Here is a 16,493-nt window from a genome sequence, read left to right on the forward strand (position 1 = left end):
CTATGAATCCCGGTTTCCTGCTCCTCTGCTAGCGCTGGCGCTGCAGCTTGCGATGCTCAGCCAGCAATCCCATGGAATGCATAAGGTTTTGCAGCGTCACGATGCCGACGATCCGTTCCCCCTCGGTCACGGGCATCAGAGAAAGACCACGTCCGGCAGTCATGCGGCGAATCATCGCCCCGAGGGAATCTTCGGGCTGCGCGACCTGGAAGGCCCGGGACATGACTCCCTGCACGTAGCCGTTGCCATCGGCGCGCAGGGCGTCAAGAATACTCTGCCGCGAGACGATTCCTACGAGATTGACGCCCCGCACTACGGGAAAATCATCCTGCAGGCTGTGAATGGTCTTGTATAGGGCATCCTCCAAGGTATCGGACGGCGACATGGTGGAGAAGTCGGTCAGCATCACATCCTTCATGCGGACGTTGTCGACCACCGATTGGAAGAGGGTGCCCTGGTCTTCCAGTTGACCGCCGATGAAGATGAAGAAGCCGGCCATCACCAGCCACGGGGTACGCAGCGCGATGCCGGCAGCGAAGATTAACACTGCGAGCACCTGGCTGATACCAGCGGCCGAACGGCTGGCCTGGGCGGCTTCACGAGAACGCTTGAATTCACCCAGCAGAATTCTTCCGCCATCCAGCGGATAGGCAGGCACAAGATTGATCAGGCCGAGGAAAATGTTGACCCAAACCGCCGAGCGCATCAGGTGCGCGGTGGTGATCCAGGGGAATTCAAGGAGGCTCACCTGCGAGGTTGACCCGGCGATGAGGCCAGCCACAATTAACCCGAACGACAGGTTTGCGAGTGGTCCTAACATGGCCATCGGTGTCTGCACTTTGGGGCTGGAGGCGCGCTCGGTGCTCTCCGGATTGGCATAGGCGTAGAGGCCGCCGGTCGGGAGCAGCAGGATATTGCGAATCTGCAAGCCGAAGTAGGCGGCGCCGAGGACGCGAACTGCCTCGCGCACAGTGACCGCGGCAAGCAGCAGAATCCACAACATCATCCCCCGCCAGATGCTGAGATTGACCGCGGTCGCACCCAACATGCAGGGTCCGGTGAGCAGCAGGAAGAAAGCATGGATGCGGACATCAACCCCGAACCATCGTCCCATTGGGAATGACCAACCACGCATGGAGTGCTCCGTTCCTTGGCCGGCAGCGAGCAACCGGCTCTGGACATTGTAGAGGTTTGGGTCGGTTTGGACATACCGACAGCCCCGCTTTGCTAAGAACGGCTGCTAGCATGAAGCGGATGCGGGTGATTTCCGGGATTTATCGTTCCCGCCGGCTTGCCGCTCCGGATGGGCTGGCGACTCGCCCCACCGGGGACCGGGTCCGCGAGACTCTGTTTAATATTTTGGCTCCGCGGATCGCCGGCGCGACCTTCGCGGATCTCTTCGCCGGCTCGGGGGCGAACGGAATTGAGGCGATCAGCCGGGGCGCAGGCATGGTCTTTTTTGTGGAGAATGCGCCGCCAGCATTGGAGGCGCTTCGTCTCAATTTGAAGTCACTGGGGATCGTATCGGGCTTCGGCCTGGAACCGAGGAGCGTTTCCTCCTTTTTGCGCCGGCTGGCGCAACGGGAGCGCCGGCTGGACATCGTCTTTCTCGACCCGCCTTACGACGCGTTGCCAGAGTATGCCGTGACCCTCGATTTACTGGGAGGAGAGTGCAGCTCGCTGCTCGACCGCGAATCGATCGTTGTCGCCGAACACCGGCGAAAGCAGCCGCTTGCCGAGCAATATGGGGAGTTGGTTCGATACCGGGTGCGGGAGCAGGGCGACACCGCTCTCAGTTTCTTTCAACGGAAGAAGATGGATATTGAAGAGAGTTCTAGCCCGATTTGAGTGCTATCTGATTTGAATGCTACCCGGTCTGGGTATTATTAGGCCGGCTGGTGCTCGCCGGTGGCCAAGTCTACCTTGAACTCGAACTCGCGGTCGGTCATCATGTCCCAGCCCAGGCCTATGAGGGACTGATCATCAATCCTGAGGATCTTGAATCCCTCCCAGGAGAGTCGCCCGGTCTGCCATGCCTTCCCGTTCGGCCCATAGGCAACCAGCGACTGATGGCCTGAGAACAGCAGCAATCTCTGCTTGGGAAGAGAAGCGACGGCGAGTACTGGACGATATTCGACCTGCTCCCATTGATCGGGTGCGGTCGTATTCACCAAATAGGCATAGCCGCCGGCAACTGCGCAGAGCCAATCTGGATGAGGGCAGCTCCAAACGCCAGTGGGGACGGATGGATCCGCGAATCCTAGAGCAAAAGTACCCAGAAAATCCCCATTGGCTGGAGGTCGCACCATCAACTCCAGCGCGCCTCGCTCGACTTCTTCCACTTCTGCTGGATAGACAAAGTGCCGAGCCGGGGCGATCAGCGGCCGCCGACCGAGAATCGTCGCCTGCCAGCGATGCGGGAAGCTAGAATCGATTCTCGGGGCGGTGTCGGCTGGCTCTGGCATCGTATACGTTTGGGTTTCCTCTACTCTTAAGTTCTTGAAAGGAATTCTATGAAACCGTTCTACACTGCGTCGGTCACTTCAGTCGGCGGCCGTCTTGGTCACGTTGAAAGTTCTGACGGAGCCCTGAGCCTTGATCTTACGCATCCGCCTGCGGGCGGAGGGCCGGCCAAGCTGGCCAATCCCGAGATGCTTTTTGCCGCTGGCTATGCGGCCTGCTTTGCCGGGGCGATGGAGCATGTTGCCAAACAGCAGAAGATCGATATGGGCCAGGTTTCGATCCTCAGTAAAGTCGGCATTGGACCGAACGAGACGGGTGGCTTCGAGATCGCGGTCGAGATGGATATCACAGTGCCTAATGTCGACCAGGCGACTGCGGAGAAACTGGTTGCCGAAGGGCATCAGGTCTGTCCATACTCGAATGCGACGCGCGGGAATATTCCCGTGACTTTGACTGCGCATGGCGGCAAGAGCTAGGTATCTGCTGAGGCAACCTCTCAGAAGTTCTAGCTCGTAAATTCCTGGATCCGCTCGCGTACGCTTGGAAGATGATTGGGCAGCGCGAGCGTGCTCCCCTCTTCAATCAGCGGGATAAGCTTTTCGAACTCAGGGCCCGAGTGGGAACCGGTGAGCGCGATCCGTACCGGGTGAAATAGATCCTTGCCTTTAACGCCGGTCTCGGCCTTGATCTCATTCATCCAGGTCTTGAAGAGCTCTGCAGTCAGATCCCCCTCGAATTCCCGGGCGCGGACCGCCAGTTCCGCCAAGACCCTTTGCGCATTTTCGGTCGCCAACAGTTCCGCGTTCTCGGGGTTTGACACTGCGGCATCCGGGTTGATCTGGAAGAGAAAATGGGTCCTGCCGGGAAGCTGATCGAGACGGTCAACGGCGGGCAGGAAGAGCGCGAGCACCTTGGTGAACCATTCTGTGATTTCTACGCTCTGTACGGATGGCAATAGCCCTGCGGCTGTGAAGTATGGCCAGGCCAGATCGGTGATGCGGGCCGGTTCGGCAAGCTTCAGGTAGTGGCGGTTGAGCCAATTCAACTTCTCGAAGTCGAAGACGGCGGGGGAAGCGGTCACCCGTTCGAGCTTGAACTCGTTGATCAGTTCCCCGGGAGTGAAGGTCTCGCGGAGGCCGCCCTCTGCGCCCCAGCCAAGCAGCGCGAGGTAATTCACCAGCGCCTCAGGGAGGATGCCCATCTCGCGAAAGCTGGCAATTGAGGTCGCGCCGTGGCGCTTCGAAAGGCGTTCGCGGTCGGCGCCGAGAATGGTCGAGAGATGGGCAAACTCGGGGACCTTCCAGCCAAACGCTTCGTAGATCGCGACCTGTTTCGGAGTGTTCGAAATATGATCATCGCCGCGGATGACGTGGGTGATCTCCATCAGCGCATCATCGATGGTGACGACATAGTTGTAAACCGGAATTCCCGCAGATGCTCCGCTGGCCGAGCGCACCAAGACTGGATCGCTGACCGAGTCTGCCGCGAATTCGACGTCGCCGCGAACGAGATCATGAAACCGCAGGGGGCGATCGGGGATTTGCAGCCGGACCGCGAAATGTTCTCCGGATGCGGCGCGGGCTTCGCTTTCGGCGGGTGGAATCGCCAAACACCGGCGCGAGTAAATCTGCGGACGATGCTCGGCGGCAGCCAGCTTGCGCTCGGCTTCGAGCTCTTCGGGGGTGCAGAAGCACCGGTAGGCCTTGCCCTCAGCGAGCAGGCGCGCGGTGTGTTCGCGATAGATTTCGAGGCGTTCGGATTGGCGATAGGGGCCATGTGGGCCCCCTCCGGCTCCACTCAACTCAGGACCTTCATCCCAGGCAAGGCCCATCCATTGCAGGTCCTGCATCAACTGGGCTTCGTGACGCTCCTCGCTGCGCTCGAGGTCAGTGTCTTCGATGCGGAGGATGAAGTCTCCGCCGGTATGGCGGGCGTAAAGCCAGTTGTAGAGAGCGGTGCGGGCGTTGCCTACATGCAGGAGTCCGGTAGGCGAAGGCGCGAATCGGACGCGCGTTTTCGTGGTGGACATAACTCCTGATGGTACCAAGATCGCTGCCGCTGAGTTCAAGGCGACCTAGTCTGACGAACTTCCCCGAAAATGTTCCCAGCCTCGTGCTCGCAGTTCAGAAACTGCCTTGCCTTCTTCCAAAAGGGTCACGGCCGGTTTGCCGTTCCGCATCTTGCTCATTCTGCCGATCGCGTGAATCGCTACGCCATCGAGTTCCCTTGGAATTTTGGTCTGGGGTCGGGCGGTAAAGAGCAGTTCATAATCCTCTCCGCCGTGCAGTGCGAGCTGGAGGGCCGATCGCGCCCAGCCGGCGGCCTCGGCCAGCTGTGCCATAGGGTGGATGGGAACCACTGTGGCGTCGATCTCCGCTGCCAGGCCGGACTCCCCGCAGAGATGATGGAGATCGGTCGACAGCCCGTCGCTGAGGTCGATGGCTGCCGTGGCCAGGCCGCGCTTTCGAAGTCTCAATCCGGCGGCGATGCGGGGCTCGGGGTAGAGATGCGGATGACCAGGTGCGGCAACTTTCAAAGCAGTGAATCTGCTCGGGTTTCGTTCGAGGGCAAGCAGCTCCGCCCCGGCGCCGCCCAAGCCCGGTCCCGTGACGTAGAGAAGATCTCCGGGCTTCGCTCCAGAACGAAGCAGCGCGCGGCCGCGCTTCACACCCCCAACGAGAACGATGTCTGCCGCCACCAGACCGGCTTTGCCTTTGTGGGCAGGAGATTCGGCGGTGTCCCCGCCCGCCAACGGCACGTTCATCTTCGCAGCGAGCGCGAGCAAACCATCGAAGAACCGCTCCACCCATGCCGGTTTGCCGCGATGGCGGGCGGTGAGTTCTTTGGGTAAGGCAAGGGATAAAAATGCTGCCATCGGCTTCGCTCCTACCGCAGCCAAGTCACTTAATCCTCGGGCCAGGCAGCGATGACCGATCGCCTCCGGGGAATGCCAGTCCCGCCGGAAGTGAACATTCTCGAGGGAGAAATCGGTGGTGATCGCCAGCTCATCTCCTGCGTTCGGCCGCAAAATCGCGCAATCGTCGCCAATTCCGAGGCGAAGCTTCCCGGGCTTGATCGGGTTTCTTGCACGAAGAGCGGCAATCAAAGCGAGTTCCCCATGAGGCGCGAAATTCGAAGGAGCTTTTGTTACAGGCGGATAGGGCTTCCTCGCGTTCAACTCTGTTCCCTCAACTTATCCGGACGGCATCGGCGACAATATTCATCAGATTTTAATATCCTCTGGCAACCAGGCGGAAGCGACTTTGATTGACCCACATTCGTCACTCTGTTAGCGTCTTTGAAGTAACGGACCACGATTACCGGGTTAGTTCACCGCTGAGTTGGGGCCTGGCTTTTGCGCCGGATCTCCGTACCTGAAGAAGAGAAATACATGCGCAATCGCTATTACATCATTTTCGTCGCGCGCGAACAGGATGGCCGGGTCCGCAAGGTCCCGATCCCTCTTCACTATGCCTATGTCTTCGTGGCTGCCGCGATCGTGGGCGCGTTCACGATCACGGGAATGGCGGGTTCCTATTCGCGCATGCTGCTGAAGACTTCGCACTTCAACGAGGTGCGCTCGCAGCGGGAAGCGATCCGCAAGGACTACCTGCAGATGGAGCAAGTCGCCCACCAGAAGGACATTCAGGCTGCATCTTTAGGGTCCCTAGCGACAGAAGTCAGCGCCTTATACGGCTTGACTCAGGGCAAACCGACGGCGGCGAAGCCAGTCGTGGCCACCGCTCCGGTAGGACTCCAGACGGTTGCTGAAACTGACGCCCTAAGCGACCGGTCTTATCATCAATCGCTCGATCAGTTTTACGCTCTACGGAACAATGCTCTCTCGGGCCGCCTGGCTGCGGGATTCGGAAGCCATGGGCTCTCCGGGGCGAGCAGTTGGCTCGGAATGATCAATGCTCCGTCGTTGTGGCCGGTTGAAGGCAGAGTGACCAGTTCTTTTGGGGAACGGGAAGATCCATTCAACGGAGAAGGCGCCTTCCATGCCGGGATTGATATCTCAGCAGCCTTCGGCGAACCCATTCATGCCACAGCTGACGGCATGGTTGAAACCGCGGCGATGACCAATGGCTACGGCCGGGAGGTTGTCATCGATCATGGGCATGGCATCAAGACTATCTACGGTCACATGTCCGGATTTGCCGTTACTTCCGGCGACCAAGTGCGTCGCGGACAGGTGATCGGCTACATCGGCCTATCTGGCCGCAGCACCGGCCCTCACGTTCACTACGAGGTCCGAATTCAAAACATCCCGGTAAATCCGCACAAATATCTTCGCACCACGATGGACCAGTTCGATGCGGCATCGGCGAAGCCAGTAGACACGCTCAGCGGCGGCGGATACTGAAGCAGAAGAAACTTCTGCTTTCAGAATGCCTGATGATCCCGGTCCCGGCCTGAAGACTGATAGCTGATTGTCTTTGTGAGCCCGGCCCAGCTCAAGCCGGGCCCCTTCAAGCCCCATTCAATTTGGAGAGTCAATTGAAATCACAATAGGTCGCTGCCCTGGCCTAAGTTGTTGTTCCTATCTTGTTCCAGTGCTGCTGCTCGCGCCAGTGTAGGTTACGTGCCAGATCGACTTCGAACCATCGTCGGTCACAAAGAGCGAGCCATCCTGAGCGACAGTCACTCCTACCGGCCGGCCCCAGACGTTGCCAGAGGAGGTCACAAATCCGGTCAGGAAGTCCTCGTACTCTCCTGTCGCTTTGCCATCCTTGACCGGAGCCATGATGACTTCATAGCCTGCGCGTTTCGACTTGTTCCAGGAGCCGTGCTCGGCGGCGAAGATGTCGCCCTTATAGTCGGCGGGAAACTCCGATCCTTCGTAGAAGGTCAGCTCGAGGGAAGCGAAGTGGGGCTGCAGGAGGATGTCCGGCACCAGCACCTTGCCACTCAGTTCAGGATGCTTACCAGCCAGGCGGGGATCGTGATTGCTGCCCATGTAGTACCAGGGCCACCCATAAAAGCCGCCTTCCTGCACGTGAGTGATGTAGTCGGGCACCAGGTTATCGCCGAGTGCGTCGCGTTCATTGGTCGAGCACCATAGATCTCCGGTTTCGGGCTGAATGGCCTCGCCAACGCAGTTTCTTATACCGGACGCGTACACTTTGATGAATTTCCCCTCGGGGGTATATTCGAGGACGTCGGCGCGATGAAACTCTTCCGGATGAGTATCCGGATCATCCACGTTCGAGTGCGAACCCACCGAAACAAACATGATCGTGCCGTCTTTCGAGAAGACAATGTCGCGTGTCCAGTGACCGCCTCCACGAAGGCGGCCACCGCCAGGCAGGTCGGTGAGCTTTTCTGCCGGGCCACTCGCCTTCATGTCACCATTTTTGTAGGGGAAGCGAAAGATCGTATCGGTATTGCCGACGTACAGCCACTTTGGATTCGGCCCGAGCGGATAGAAGGCCAGACCGAAAGGCTGAGCAAGTCCGGTGGCGTAAATTCCTACCTGCTTGGCCTTCCCCTTACTATCCACACCGCGGAAGACGCGGATTTTACCGGTGTACTGCTTACGGTTGACTTCACTGTCGGCAACGAAGAGGTCGCCATTTGGAGCCGTCCGGATCAGCCGGGGCTCGTCGAGTCCTACGGCATACTGCTCAACTTTGAAGCCCGCTGGCGCCTTTGGCCACGCGTCTGCAGGCTTGGGAACCAGGTCAGGGCCATTATCCACCGAAGTTGTCGCGTAGGGAGCAGGCAGATCAGCGACGGTGATCTTCCTGCGAGTGCCAGGAGATTCCTGAGAGTAGTCAGTGAATGCGGCTTTTCCCGTGATGGTCGTTCCTTGATTTGCCTGCGCGCGCATCCAGGCCGGAGAACCGATGGTGGCTGTGGTCAAGGCGAGGACGAGGGCATTGCGGAGAGCGGGCATTCTTCCTCCAAGGTTGTTATGCATTGGACGCAGAATTGCGACTTCGAGGCCAGCCACTCAGCAGAAAACAATTCTCTGGGGTGATCCAAAAGCGGCTATGGTGTAGAGTCACTCCCCGAAACCGAGCTGAGTGTCTGCAAAAATCTCAGTGGGATGGTCGCGGTGAGTACGGCCCGGTCGTCATGGTGCTCAATCTCGACGCTGTTGAGCAGGTCCTTTGTCTCGGTGCTGGTGACTGCGTTTGGCAGAACGTTTTCGGCTGTCTTGAATATCCCCAGCAAGGCCTCAAGCGAATTCGCCGAGACGGTAGCCGCCGCGCCGTTCGGCGCAATCTCCTCGACCTTGAGACGGAGGGCCCCAGCCCATCGCAACGAGGCGATAAACGTGGCATCCACACTGAGAGGGAGACGGAATCCGAAGACGTTGAAATCGTCTCCCAGGCCGGCAGCCAGCTTTCCCAAACCCCAGGCCAGCGAAAAAAGAGGCACATCCTTGTAGTGTTGCGCAAGCAGGGTATTGCTAGAAAGCGGCAGAAAAGCGGTTCGGTGGCGGTCGAGAATGGAGTGGATCTGTTCCGCCGTCGGCGTATTCGAGACGGCCACTATGTCCGAACTTAGAATGGCGACTCGATCGGTTCGGCCATCGATCGCGATGTCATAAATCTCATGCCCGTCATAAGTCTCTCTGGATTGGGCGATGCGCTCCAGATAGCTCGCCAGTCGCAACCGATCGAAGTGACCGACGAAGATGCTGGAAAATGCGACCGGGCCATTCGGACCCAGAGGATTGGCCATACGATGCATGGCAAAGGCGGCCTGGGCCAGGTCGCGCTCAAATTGGATTCCGGTAGCATCGATGAATTGTTGATAGTCGGGATCGTGTTTGACCGGATGGGCGTCGAAGTGTGTAGCGGCGCGGAGGGGGGTTACATTCAGGTAGACGATCCCATCGGACTCCGGGAGAAGCCTGGCCGCCTCGGGAGGAGCCTGCCGCTGAAATACGAGAAGCAGGATGACCAGGAGAGAGACTGCTATTGCTGCGATGAGCAGACTTTTGGTCCTGACGCTCAGGGGGAAAAAGCCTCGTTTCACTGGAACTACTACGGAATTCGCGCTGTTGCCGACTTCGGGCATGAAACGAACCTACCATAACGGGCTGGAGCCGAGACGAAGGCCTCTGTTGTGAAAGACCAGAGCCTCTGCTGTGAAAGACCAGACTTGTAACTTTGGCGGAGCATCTGAATCCTAGAAGCAGAGGATCATTCCATGGATAAATTCGCGTTATGGGCGCAGCTTGAAGCCAAGCCCGGGAAAGAACAGGAAGTCGAAGCCTTCCTGAAATCGGCTCAGCCGCTGGCAGTCAGCGAAGCCGGCACAACCACCTGGTACGCCCTCAAGATCGGCCCTTCAAAATACGGGATCTTCGACACATTTGCCGATGAGAACGGCCGGAACGCACATCTGAATGGGGAGATCGCCAAGGCGCTGTTCGCCAAGGCGGAAGAGCTTTTTGCGAAAGCTCCGGAGATTGATAAACCGGAGATCCTGGCGGCGAAAGCCCCTGGAGCTTAAGTGCCAGGATCGATCGGCGAACTGGCGATGACCGGCGACGGATGCGAGGAGCAGTCCGTCGCTGGACGCCGGCTTTCAGTCGGGGGCGCGAGTCGGGATTCAAGCCTGGTGACTCCAGGATGGGGCGCCGCTCGCTGTGCGAATGGCAGCAGGGTCGCCACAGGATTCTTTAAGGCTCTAACGCTCTGTACCGGTAGTCCGGTTGAGGATTGCGACCGGGCATCGACTATGCTAACCTTGGAGTTCGTGGCCATGGTGCGGCGGCGTTTAAGTGCGCCTACCGGTTCGCGGAGTTTGTGAGCAATCGGGCTGGCGTAGCTCAGTTGGTAGAGCATCTGATTTGTAATCAGAGGGTCGCAGGTTCAAATCCTGTCGCCAGCTCCAAGTCGCCAGCGCGAAGAGTTTGCTTTGAGTTACGGGATGCTTTCGAAGTTACGGTAGGGAGTTTTGCCCGCAGGCATCCGCCCATCGCAGTGACTCCATACCAGTATGGGAATCGTACGCCGGAGTCTTTCAAGCCGGTTCGTGCCTGGTGGGTGAATCGAGCGGTAGGTTGAGAGTGCGGCAGCGTGCACAGGTGGCCGAGCGGTTAATGGCAGCAGACTGTAAATCTGCCGCTCTCAGGAGCTACGGAGGTTCGAATCCTCCCCTGTGCACCAGTATTTTATTGAAGCAGTGGTTTTGAAGGAGATCGCCCGCTGGCCCTGCTATCGAACCCCGGGCAAGCCAAGCGAAGATGGATTGCTCTTGCCATTCTCGCCGCGTTGGGGTGCTTGGCGTGGGCGACGATGGAGCCAGGCAGGATACGCTTAGTAGTTTTCGTCCTGATTGGAAGTTTTGCCTTGCGCATCGTGCTTGCCAGGTCCGGTTCGCGATACGATGATAGCCAGGACTGATGAATCGAGTTTTCTCCCGGGCGGAATGGGCTTGGGAAGCAGAGTTTGGATGTAACGCTGATGTAGCTCAGTCGGTAGAGCACTCCCTTGGTAAGGGAGAGGTCGTCGGTTCAATCCCGATCATCAGCTCCAGCTTTTGAAGAGCTAGCGGCCAGTGGGGCGAGTCGGGCCATCGATCAAAGGTGGCAGACAGCCTTCTGGCCTTATGGTGTGTCGCCGGGGCGTATGGTCAGGCTGTATCGGCGGGAGTAACTCAGTGGTAGAGTCACAGCCTTCCAAGCTGTTGGTCGCGGGTTCGATTCCCGTCTCCCGCTCCAATTTCGAGTAAGTGGAATGAAGCGCGCCAGGTGAAAGTGACTGGCGGAATGTTGAGGAAGATGGGAACGTTTGAGCAAGCGACACTTCCGGTGCTGGACGAAAAGACCTTTGCCGCTGTTCATCGGTCACTCGAGGATGCTTTTTCCGCTCAACGAGTGGACGATTTTCTCCATCGCGTAAAGCGCTCCGGATTGCGAGCGCGGGACTTTGAGTCGGTTCTGAACAAGGGCCTGCTGGGGAAAGAAACAGGCGCCCTTTACGCGGCAATGGGAAATAGCGACCAGGGTCAGATCCGGGAGCGCTACTTGTGGCTGGTCGAGCAGGTCGCGCCGGAGTTAAGAGCCAAGTATCTTAAGGTTTATGCGTATTACTAGGCAGCAGCTTAAGTGTCAGTAGAGGAATAAAGGGGACGAGATGGCGAAGGAGAAGTTTGACCGTTCGAAGCCGCATGTGAATGTTGGGACGATCGGGCACATTGATCATGGCAAGACGACGTTGACGGCGGCGATCACGAAGGTGTTGTCGAAGCACAACCCGAACATCAAGTTTCGTTCGTTCGACACGATTGACAATGCTCCGGAAGAGCGGGAGCGCGGTATCACGATTGCCACGGCGCACGTGGAGTATGAGACGCCCAACCGGCATTATGCGCACGTCGATTGCCCGGGCCACGCTGATTACATCAAGAACATGATCACCGGCGCGGCGCAGATGGATGGCGGGATTCTGGTGGTTGCGGCGACCGATGGTCCGATGCCGCAGACCAAGGAGCACGTGCTGTTGGCACGCCAGGTTGGCGTTCCTTCGCTGGTGGTGTTCTTGAACAAGTGCGATGCGGTCGATGATCCTGAATTGATTGACCTGGTCGAGATGGAAGTTCGCGAGCTCTTGTCGAAGTACGATTTTCCGGGCGACGATGTGCCGGTGATTCGCGGTTCGGCTCTGGGCGGCTTGAACGGCGAGCCGGAGTGGGAAGCGAAGATCGATGAGCTGATGGACGCGGTCGACAAGTACGTGCCGCTACCCGCGCGGGCGATCGACCAGCCGTTCCTGATGCCGATCGAAGACATCTTCTCGATCTCGGGACGCGGCACGGTGGTGACCGGGCGTATCGAGCGCGGCAAGGTGAAGGTGGGCGAAGAGGCTGAGATTGTCGGCTTCCGCGACACCCGCAAGACGGTTGTGACCGGCGTTGAGATGTTCAAGAAGCAGCTCGATGAGGGTCTGGCGGGCGACAATGCCGGACTGCTGTTGCGCGGCATTGCCAAGGAAGATGTCGAGCGCGGCATGGTGCTGGCGAAGCCCGGATCGATCAAGCCGCACACCCAGTTCAAGGGCGAGATTTATGTCTTGTCGAAGGAAGAGGGCGGCCGGCATACTCCGTTCTTTAACGGCTATCGTCCGCAGTTTTACTTCCGCACCACCGACGTGACCGGAACGGCGAAGCTGCCGGAAGGCACGGAGATGGTGATGCCGGGGGACAATGTGCAGCTTGAGATTACGCTGCATACGCCGGTGGCGATGGAGAAGGGCCTGCGCTTCGCAATTCGCGAAGGCGGCCGCACGGTCGGCGCCGGGACGATCTCGGAAATTATCAAGTAACAGCGCCACACTGCGTGTGGCAAGCTAAGAAGCGGTCAGCGCCGGCTTTGCCGGCAGGCGGGTCGGCAGGATTATGGGTTCAGGATCAATCAATCTTGGCTGCTGACTTGCTGAGTGAACGAAGTAGGGCGCTGACTCACTGAGAAGATCGCGAAGCGAGCTTCGCTTAAAGGAAGATCGTCGGGACACGAGTTCCGGCATCGGTTAGGATAAGAGAATGCGAGAAATAGTGACGCTTCAGTGCCCTGTGTGCAAGGAACGTAATTACTCGACAACGAAGAACAAGAAGACCACCACCGGCCGGCTTGAGTTCTCGAAGTTTTGTAATCGTTGCCGTAAGCACACCGATCACAAAGAAACGAAGTAAAGGCAGGTCATCGAGTCGGCGCACCCTTTGGGTGCAAGCGGACAGAGAATGAGAGAGTGAGCTTGCCTGGCGCGCGACGTGCCGCTGAGTGGCTGACTTGTTGAAACAGGGGCGTAAGCTCAACGGTTAAACTGTCGGTCTCCAAAACCGAACTTCTCGGTTCGAATCCGAGCGCCCCTGCCAGTTGAGGAACCATCCGGCGCAGCTGTAGAGCTGAATCCGGCGACAAAGCAAGTGATCTGGAGAGATGTGGTTTGCGGAAGCAGACCACCAGGCTCTCGACAAGGAATTTATGGCGAAGGCGTTAGCACCGGCGAACGACGATCTTTCGAGCAAGCCGCAAGGCAAGTTGACCAATACGGCATCGCCCGTTCCCGGCCAAGTCGCCGGAAACATCCAGAAGATGCGGGACTTTCTCCAGGATGTCCGCGGAGAGATGCGCAAGGTCGTCACTCCTTCCCGGGCGGAGGTCCAGTCAACAACGATTGTGGTGCTGGTGACGGTCTTTGCCTTCGCTGGATACTTCTATCTGGTGGACTCAATCCTCGGTCGCGGCATTCAAGCGGTCTTGCATTGGATGGGTGCCTCGCAGTGATGGCATTGAAAGAGGAATCGATGGCGGAAGAAGTTATAGGCGCAGCAGCCGAAGGCGAGAGCCCCGAGAAACTCGGACCCCCAGCCAACGAAAATTTTAAGTGGTATATCATCCACGCCTACTCCGGTTTTGAGCGTAAGGTGCGCGAGTCGCTCGAGGGGCGTATCCAGGCATTCGGGCTGCAGAACCGGATCGGTCGCATCATGATCCCGACTGAACCCGTCTCCGAGATTGTCAATGGCAAGAAGCGCACCATTGAGCGGGTATTTCTTCCGGGCTACGTGCTGGTCGAGATGGATCTCGATAACGATCTCTGGCATGTCATCAAGAACACGCCGCGCGTGACTGGTTTTCTTGGGACCGGCGACAAACCCGTGGCGCTGAGCGAGGAAGAGGTCAGTTCCATTCTCTTTCGCTCGGAGACTTCGAAAGAGAAGCCGCGGCTCAAGATCAAGTTCGAGAAGAACGAATCGGTACGGATCACCGATGGGCCGTTTGCCAACTTCAACGGCGTGGTGGATGAGGTTAATGAAGACCGCGAAACCGTCAAGGTCATGGTGACGATCTTCGGTCGTTCGACCCCGGTGGAACTGGAATTCAACAAGGTTGAAAAGGTCGTTTAAGAAGAGCATTGAGCTGCGAAGGCGTGCAGATGAGAAAGCGTGGATCCTTCGACTCGCGACGCTCGCTCGGGATGACCGACATTCAGTAGAAAGGTATTAGAGATGGCACCGAAGAAGATACAAACACTTGTCAAGCTGCAGATCGAGGCTGGTAAGGCTACGCCTGCTCCCCCGGTTGGCCCGGCGCTCGGTCAGGCCCAGGTCAACATCATGGAATTCTGCAAGCAGTTCAATGCTCGCACCCAGACCAAGGAGATGGCGGGTCTCACCATCCCTGTAGTCATCACGGTGTACGTCGATCGCAGCTTTACCTTCATCACCAAGACGCCTCCGGCGCCGGTGCTGCTGAAGAAGGCCGCGAACCTTGCCAAGGGTTCCGGAGTGCCGAACAAGACGAAAGTCGGAAGCGTCACTGAGGCCCAGATCCGTGAGATTGCTACGCAGAAGATGCCTGATCTCAATGCCGCCTCGGTGGAAGCAGCGATGAAGAGCATTCGCGGCACGGCGCGTTCGATGGGCATCGACGTTGTTGCCTAGAGTAGACGTAGAGTAGCTGCAGGGTCTGCTCCTCGAGTTCTTCTCTGAGCGGCATGCGCGGAAGAGGCAGCTCTCAAATAAAAATGGCCATGCGGACTTCTGCATGGCCATTTTTTCGTCTGCGACTCAGCTGCTTAGAGAGAGGTAATTACTGACCTTCCGTTGGAACCTGAAAATCAATACCCGCATCGCGATTGGTCTTTTCGGTCCCTTCCAGGTCAAGCTGCTCGAGCGGTATTTCGCGGCGTTTGGCGCCATCGAACACATAGAGGGTGGTCTGAGTCAAAGCATAATTCTGCACTTGCTGGGGCGGTCTGCCGTCCTTGAACAAGAGGGTGACCTCAGGCTGAGCCGGAGGCTCAGAGGATGAGGATGGTTGCGGCTGATATTCCGGTCGCGGCGGCATCGGCGCATAACCCTGTTGATCGTAGCCTGGGCCTGGTGGCATCTGCTCGTTCCCGGGAGCTTGCATCCCTCCAGGATCCGGAGCCGCTACTGCTTCTTGATCCCCGCTATAGTCTCCCGAATAGCCATAGCCGTAGAAGCCTGAATTCAGCCAGCCGGGAACCAGATAGACCCCTCGTGAATAATAAGGCCGGTAGCCGCCGTTCCAATGAGAGCCACGATAGCTGTTGGGCGGCTGTGTAGCTCCGAATGGCGCAGGGCCCGTGGCGCCACCCGTTGAAAATCTTTGCTGCGAATCACTCAATCCTGGGCGAGGCGTGAATGAGCGTGCTCCGTTCGACAGGCTTTGGGAAGGCGGTGAGAAGGTGCGCCCTGATGAGAATCCCCCGGAGTGCATTGCGGGGCCGCTGGCGTGTCCGGACATTGCTCCGTGCTGGGCCCAGGCCGTTCCGGCCAACGCCAATCCGAGCGACAACGCCACTACCTGCTTCATGGTAATAAGATGATACTCCCCAGAGCGGCGACTCATCGCTTGCATTCTCCAGTAAGAACTCACCACTTCGGTTCTCTACTAGAATCGAGAGATGAGCCTCGGGTTACCCGCCAAACCCGCTATAGATACGACTCCGGTATTGCTCGAAGGTGAGCGGGTCCGGCTCGAACCGCTGACTCTGGATCATCTTCCCGAGTTGGCGGAGGTCGCGTTTGAACCAACGATCTGGCGTTGGATGAGTGTCTGGGTCACGAATGATGAGGAGTTGGAGTTGTTTGTCGCCAAGGCGTTAGCGGATGCGCGGGCGGGGAGTGCCGTGGTGTGGGTCACTCGTTCGAAATCCGATGGCAAGGTCGCTGGCGCTACCCGCCTCTACGACATATCTCAACAGCACCGGACCATGGAGCTAGGCTTCACCTGGCTGCACCCCAACTATCACCGTACCGGCGTGAATGTGGAAGCCAAGTACCTGCAGTTGGGCCATGCGTTTCAGGGCATGAACGCGGCACGAGTCGCCTTCAAAACGCATCACGAGAACATGAGGTCCCAGCGGGCGATCGCCGCTTTGGGCGCCAAGCCAGAAGGCACCTTTCGCAATCATATGATCATGCCCGATGGCAGCGTTCGCCATAGTGTGTGGTATAGCATCATCCGCGAAGAATGGCCCGTGGTGAAAGCCAGCCTTGAAGCGCGCCTCGCTCGTCATAGGTAATGAACTGGGGCT

At 58.2% G+C, this 16,493-nt stretch carries 19 protein-coding genes and 5 tRNA genes; 16 read left to right on the forward strand and 8 right to left on the reverse strand.

Annotated features, from left to right (window positions below; all coding sequences use genetic code 11):
- Positions 1-28: 28 nt before the first annotated feature.
- The gene (locus ACPOL_RS06655) at positions 29-1,135 is read right to left on the reverse strand and encodes a CBS domain-containing protein (protein ID WP_114206368.1); all 1,107 of its coding nucleotides are present in this window, start codon (positions 1,133-1,135) and stop codon (positions 29-31) included.
- 110 nt (positions 1,136-1,245) lie between these two features.
- Between ACPOL_RS06655 and rsmD the strand changes: the two genes are divergently transcribed.
- Entirely contained in the window at positions 1,246-1,848 is a 603-nt protein-coding gene (gene rsmD / locus ACPOL_RS06660; protein ID WP_338026756.1) for a 16S rRNA (guanine(966)-N(2))-methyltransferase RsmD, read from the forward strand.
- Between the two features lie 38 nt (positions 1,849-1,886).
- Here rsmD and ACPOL_RS06665 read toward each other — a convergent pair whose 3' ends face one another.
- The gene (locus tag ACPOL_RS06665) at positions 1,887-2,465 is read right to left on the reverse strand and encodes a hypothetical protein (RefSeq protein ID WP_114206370.1); all 579 of its coding nucleotides are present in this window, start codon (positions 2,463-2,465) and stop codon (positions 1,887-1,889) included.
- Between the two features lie 48 nt (positions 2,466-2,513).
- On the opposite strand from ACPOL_RS06665, the gene ACPOL_RS06670 reads away from it, so the two are divergent.
- Entirely contained in the window at positions 2,514-2,939 is a 426-nt protein-coding gene (locus ACPOL_RS06670) for an organic hydroperoxide resistance protein (protein ID WP_114206371.1), read from the forward strand.
- Between the two features lie 29 nt (positions 2,940-2,968).
- On the opposite strand, the gene gltX is transcribed toward ACPOL_RS06670, so the two are convergent.
- Together gltX and thiL are read right to left on the reverse strand one after the other, a co-directional pair.
- Positions 2,969-4,492, reverse strand: a complete 1,524-nt coding sequence (gene gltX / locus ACPOL_RS06675) for a glutamate--tRNA ligase (protein ID WP_114206372.1) — start codon at positions 4,490-4,492, stop codon at positions 2,969-2,971.
- A gap of 45 nt (positions 4,493-4,537) precedes the next feature.
- Entirely contained in the window at positions 4,538-5,641 is a 1,104-nt protein-coding gene (thiL, locus tag ACPOL_RS06680; protein WP_236657281.1) for a thiamine-phosphate kinase, read from the reverse strand.
- Between the two features lie 213 nt (positions 5,642-5,854).
- Between thiL and ACPOL_RS06685 the strand changes: the two genes are divergently transcribed.
- Positions 5,855-6,829 carry a M23 family metallopeptidase gene (locus ACPOL_RS06685; RefSeq protein ID WP_114206373.1) on the forward strand — a complete coding sequence of 325 codons (975 nt, stop codon included), beginning with the start codon at positions 5,855-5,857 and terminating at the stop codon, positions 6,827-6,829.
- 177 nt (positions 6,830-7,006) lie between these two features.
- Here the strand turns inward: ACPOL_RS06685 and ACPOL_RS06690 are convergent, their stop codons facing one another.
- Together ACPOL_RS06690 and ACPOL_RS06695 are read right to left on the reverse strand one after the other, a co-directional pair.
- The gene (locus ACPOL_RS06690; RefSeq protein WP_114206374.1) at positions 7,007-8,362 is read right to left on the reverse strand and encodes a PQQ-dependent sugar dehydrogenase; all 1,356 of its coding nucleotides are present in this window, start codon (positions 8,360-8,362) and stop codon (positions 7,007-7,009) included.
- 95 nt (positions 8,363-8,457) lie between these two features.
- Entirely contained in the window at positions 8,458-9,495 is a 1,038-nt protein-coding gene (locus tag ACPOL_RS06695) for a hypothetical protein (RefSeq protein WP_236657282.1), read from the reverse strand.
- Positions 9,496-9,627: 132 nt separating this feature from the next.
- Between ACPOL_RS06695 and ACPOL_RS06700 the strand changes: the two genes are divergently transcribed.
- Positions 9,628-9,933, forward strand: coding sequence for a putative quinol monooxygenase (locus tag ACPOL_RS06700; protein WP_114206375.1), 306 nt, complete (start codon positions 9,628-9,630; stop codon positions 9,931-9,933).
- Here the strand turns inward: ACPOL_RS06700 and ACPOL_RS34560 are convergent.
- Positions 9,930-10,268 carry a hypothetical protein gene (locus ACPOL_RS34560; protein ID WP_114206376.1) on the reverse strand — a complete coding sequence of 113 codons (339 nt, stop codon included), beginning with the start codon at positions 10,266-10,268 and terminating at the stop codon, positions 9,930-9,932. The two genes, ACPOL_RS06700 and ACPOL_RS34560, sit on opposite strands and share 4 nt — an antisense overlap.
- On the opposite strand from ACPOL_RS34560, the gene ACPOL_RS06710 reads away from it, so the two are divergent.
- The 11 genes from ACPOL_RS06710 to rplK all read left to right on the forward strand — a co-directional run bounded on the left by ACPOL_RS06710 (position 10,242) and on the right by rplK (position 14,871).
- Positions 10,242-10,317: transfer RNA gene (locus ACPOL_RS06710), tRNA-Thr, on the forward strand. The genes ACPOL_RS34560 and ACPOL_RS06710 overlap by 27 nt on opposite strands.
- A gap of 187 nt (positions 10,318-10,504) precedes the next feature.
- A tRNA-Tyr gene (locus ACPOL_RS06715) sits at positions 10,505-10,592 on the forward strand.
- A gap of 293 nt (positions 10,593-10,885) precedes the next feature.
- Positions 10,886-10,961 (forward strand) — tRNA-Thr (locus tag ACPOL_RS06720).
- Between the two features lie 110 nt (positions 10,962-11,071).
- Positions 11,072-11,146, forward strand: a tRNA-Gly gene (locus ACPOL_RS06725).
- A gap of 60 nt (positions 11,147-11,206) precedes the next feature.
- Complete coding sequence (locus tag ACPOL_RS06730) at positions 11,207-11,521, forward strand: hypothetical protein (RefSeq protein WP_114206377.1); 315 nt, start codon at positions 11,207-11,209, stop codon at positions 11,519-11,521.
- 40 nt (positions 11,522-11,561) lie between these two features.
- Positions 11,562-12,749, forward strand: coding sequence for an elongation factor Tu (gene tuf, locus ACPOL_RS06735; protein WP_114206378.1), 1,188 nt, complete (start codon positions 11,562-11,564; stop codon positions 12,747-12,749).
- A 217-nt stretch (positions 12,750-12,966) separates the two neighbouring features.
- Positions 12,967-13,116: a 50S ribosomal protein L33 gene (rpmG, locus tag ACPOL_RS06740; protein ID WP_050060842.1), complete on the forward strand. Its 150-nt coding sequence runs from the start codon at positions 12,967-12,969 to the stop codon at positions 13,114-13,116.
- Positions 13,117-13,223: 107 nt separating this feature from the next.
- Positions 13,224-13,299, forward strand: a tRNA-Trp gene (locus tag ACPOL_RS06745).
- 64 nt (positions 13,300-13,363) lie between these two features.
- The gene (gene secE / locus ACPOL_RS06750; protein ID WP_236657283.1) at positions 13,364-13,711 is read left to right on the forward strand and encodes a preprotein translocase subunit SecE; all 348 of its coding nucleotides are present in this window, start codon (positions 13,364-13,366) and stop codon (positions 13,709-13,711) included.
- 20 nt (positions 13,712-13,731) lie between these two features.
- On the forward strand, positions 13,732-14,334 hold the full coding sequence (gene nusG / locus ACPOL_RS06755; protein WP_114210653.1) for a transcription termination/antitermination protein NusG: 603 nt from the start codon (positions 13,732-13,734) through the stop codon (positions 14,332-14,334).
- Between the two features lie 102 nt (positions 14,335-14,436).
- Complete coding sequence (rplK, locus tag ACPOL_RS06760; RefSeq protein WP_114206379.1) at positions 14,437-14,871, forward strand: 50S ribosomal protein L11; 435 nt, start codon at positions 14,437-14,439, stop codon at positions 14,869-14,871.
- Between the two features lie 148 nt (positions 14,872-15,019).
- Here the strand turns inward: rplK and ACPOL_RS06765 are convergent, their stop codons facing one another.
- Positions 15,020-15,805 carry a hypothetical protein gene (locus ACPOL_RS06765; RefSeq protein WP_114206380.1) on the reverse strand — a complete coding sequence of 262 codons (786 nt, stop codon included), beginning with the start codon at positions 15,803-15,805 and terminating at the stop codon, positions 15,020-15,022.
- A gap of 55 nt (positions 15,806-15,860) precedes the next feature.
- On the opposite strand from ACPOL_RS06765, the gene ACPOL_RS06770 reads away from it, so the two are divergent.
- A complete protein-coding gene (locus tag ACPOL_RS06770; protein WP_114206381.1) occupies positions 15,861-16,481 on the forward strand; it encodes a GNAT family N-acetyltransferase in 621 nt (206 codons plus the stop codon).
- The last annotated feature ends 12 nt before the right edge of the window (positions 16,482-16,493 follow it).

Origin of the sequence: Acidisarcina polymorpha, assembly GCF_003330725.1 — a bacterium.
Lineage (GTDB): Bacteria > Acidobacteriota > Terriglobia > Terriglobales > Acidobacteriaceae > Acidisarcina > Acidisarcina polymorpha.

Bases quoted from the DNA above. Each gene is read 5' to 3' on its own strand.
- ACPOL_RS06655 (WP_114206368.1), bottom strand. From the start codon at position 1,135: ATGCGTGGTTGGTCATTCCCAATGGGACGATGGTTCGGGGTTGATGTC.
- rsmD (WP_338026756.1), top strand. From the start codon at position 1,246: ATGAAGCGGATGCGGGTGATTTCCGGGATTTATCGTTCCCGCCGGCTT.
- ACPOL_RS06665 (WP_114206370.1), bottom strand. From the start codon at position 2,465: ATGCCAGAGCCAGCCGACACCGCCCCGAGAATCGATTCTAGCTTCCCG.
- ACPOL_RS06670 (WP_114206371.1), top strand. From the start codon at position 2,514: ATGAAACCGTTCTACACTGCGTCGGTCACTTCAGTCGGCGGCCGTCTT.
- gltX (WP_114206372.1), bottom strand. From the start codon at position 4,492: ATGTCCACCACGAAAACGCGCGTCCGATTCGCGCCTTCGCCTACCGGA.
- ACPOL_RS06685 (WP_114206373.1), top strand. From the start codon at position 5,855: ATGCGCAATCGCTATTACATCATTTTCGTCGCGCGCGAACAGGATGGC.
- ACPOL_RS06690 (WP_114206374.1), bottom strand. From the start codon at position 8,362: ATGCCCGCTCTCCGCAATGCCCTCGTCCTCGCCTTGACCACAGCCACC.
- ACPOL_RS06695 (WP_236657282.1), bottom strand. From the start codon at position 9,495: ATGCCCGAAGTCGGCAACAGCGCGAATTCCGTAGTAGTTCCAGTGAAA.
- ACPOL_RS06700 (WP_114206375.1), top strand. From the start codon at position 9,628: ATGGATAAATTCGCGTTATGGGCGCAGCTTGAAGCCAAGCCCGGGAAA.
- ACPOL_RS34560 (WP_114206376.1), bottom strand. From the start codon at position 10,268: ATGCTCTACCAACTGAGCTACGCCAGCCCGATTGCTCACAAACTCCGC.
- ACPOL_RS06730 (WP_114206377.1), top strand. From the start codon at position 11,207: ATGGGAACGTTTGAGCAAGCGACACTTCCGGTGCTGGACGAAAAGACC.
- tuf (WP_114206378.1), top strand. From the start codon at position 11,562: ATGGCGAAGGAGAAGTTTGACCGTTCGAAGCCGCATGTGAATGTTGGG.
- rpmG (WP_050060842.1), top strand. From the start codon at position 12,967: ATGCGAGAAATAGTGACGCTTCAGTGCCCTGTGTGCAAGGAACGTAAT.
- secE (WP_236657283.1), top strand. From the start codon at position 13,364: ATGTGGTTTGCGGAAGCAGACCACCAGGCTCTCGACAAGGAATTTATG.
- nusG (WP_114210653.1), top strand. From the start codon at position 13,732: ATGGCGGAAGAAGTTATAGGCGCAGCAGCCGAAGGCGAGAGCCCCGAG.
- rplK (WP_114206379.1), top strand. From the start codon at position 14,437: ATGGCACCGAAGAAGATACAAACACTTGTCAAGCTGCAGATCGAGGCT.
- ACPOL_RS06765 (WP_114206380.1), bottom strand. From the start codon at position 15,805: ATGAGTCGCCGCTCTGGGGAGTATCATCTTATTACCATGAAGCAGGTA.
- ACPOL_RS06770 (WP_114206381.1), top strand. From the start codon at position 15,861: ATGAGCCTCGGGTTACCCGCCAAACCCGCTATAGATACGACTCCGGTA.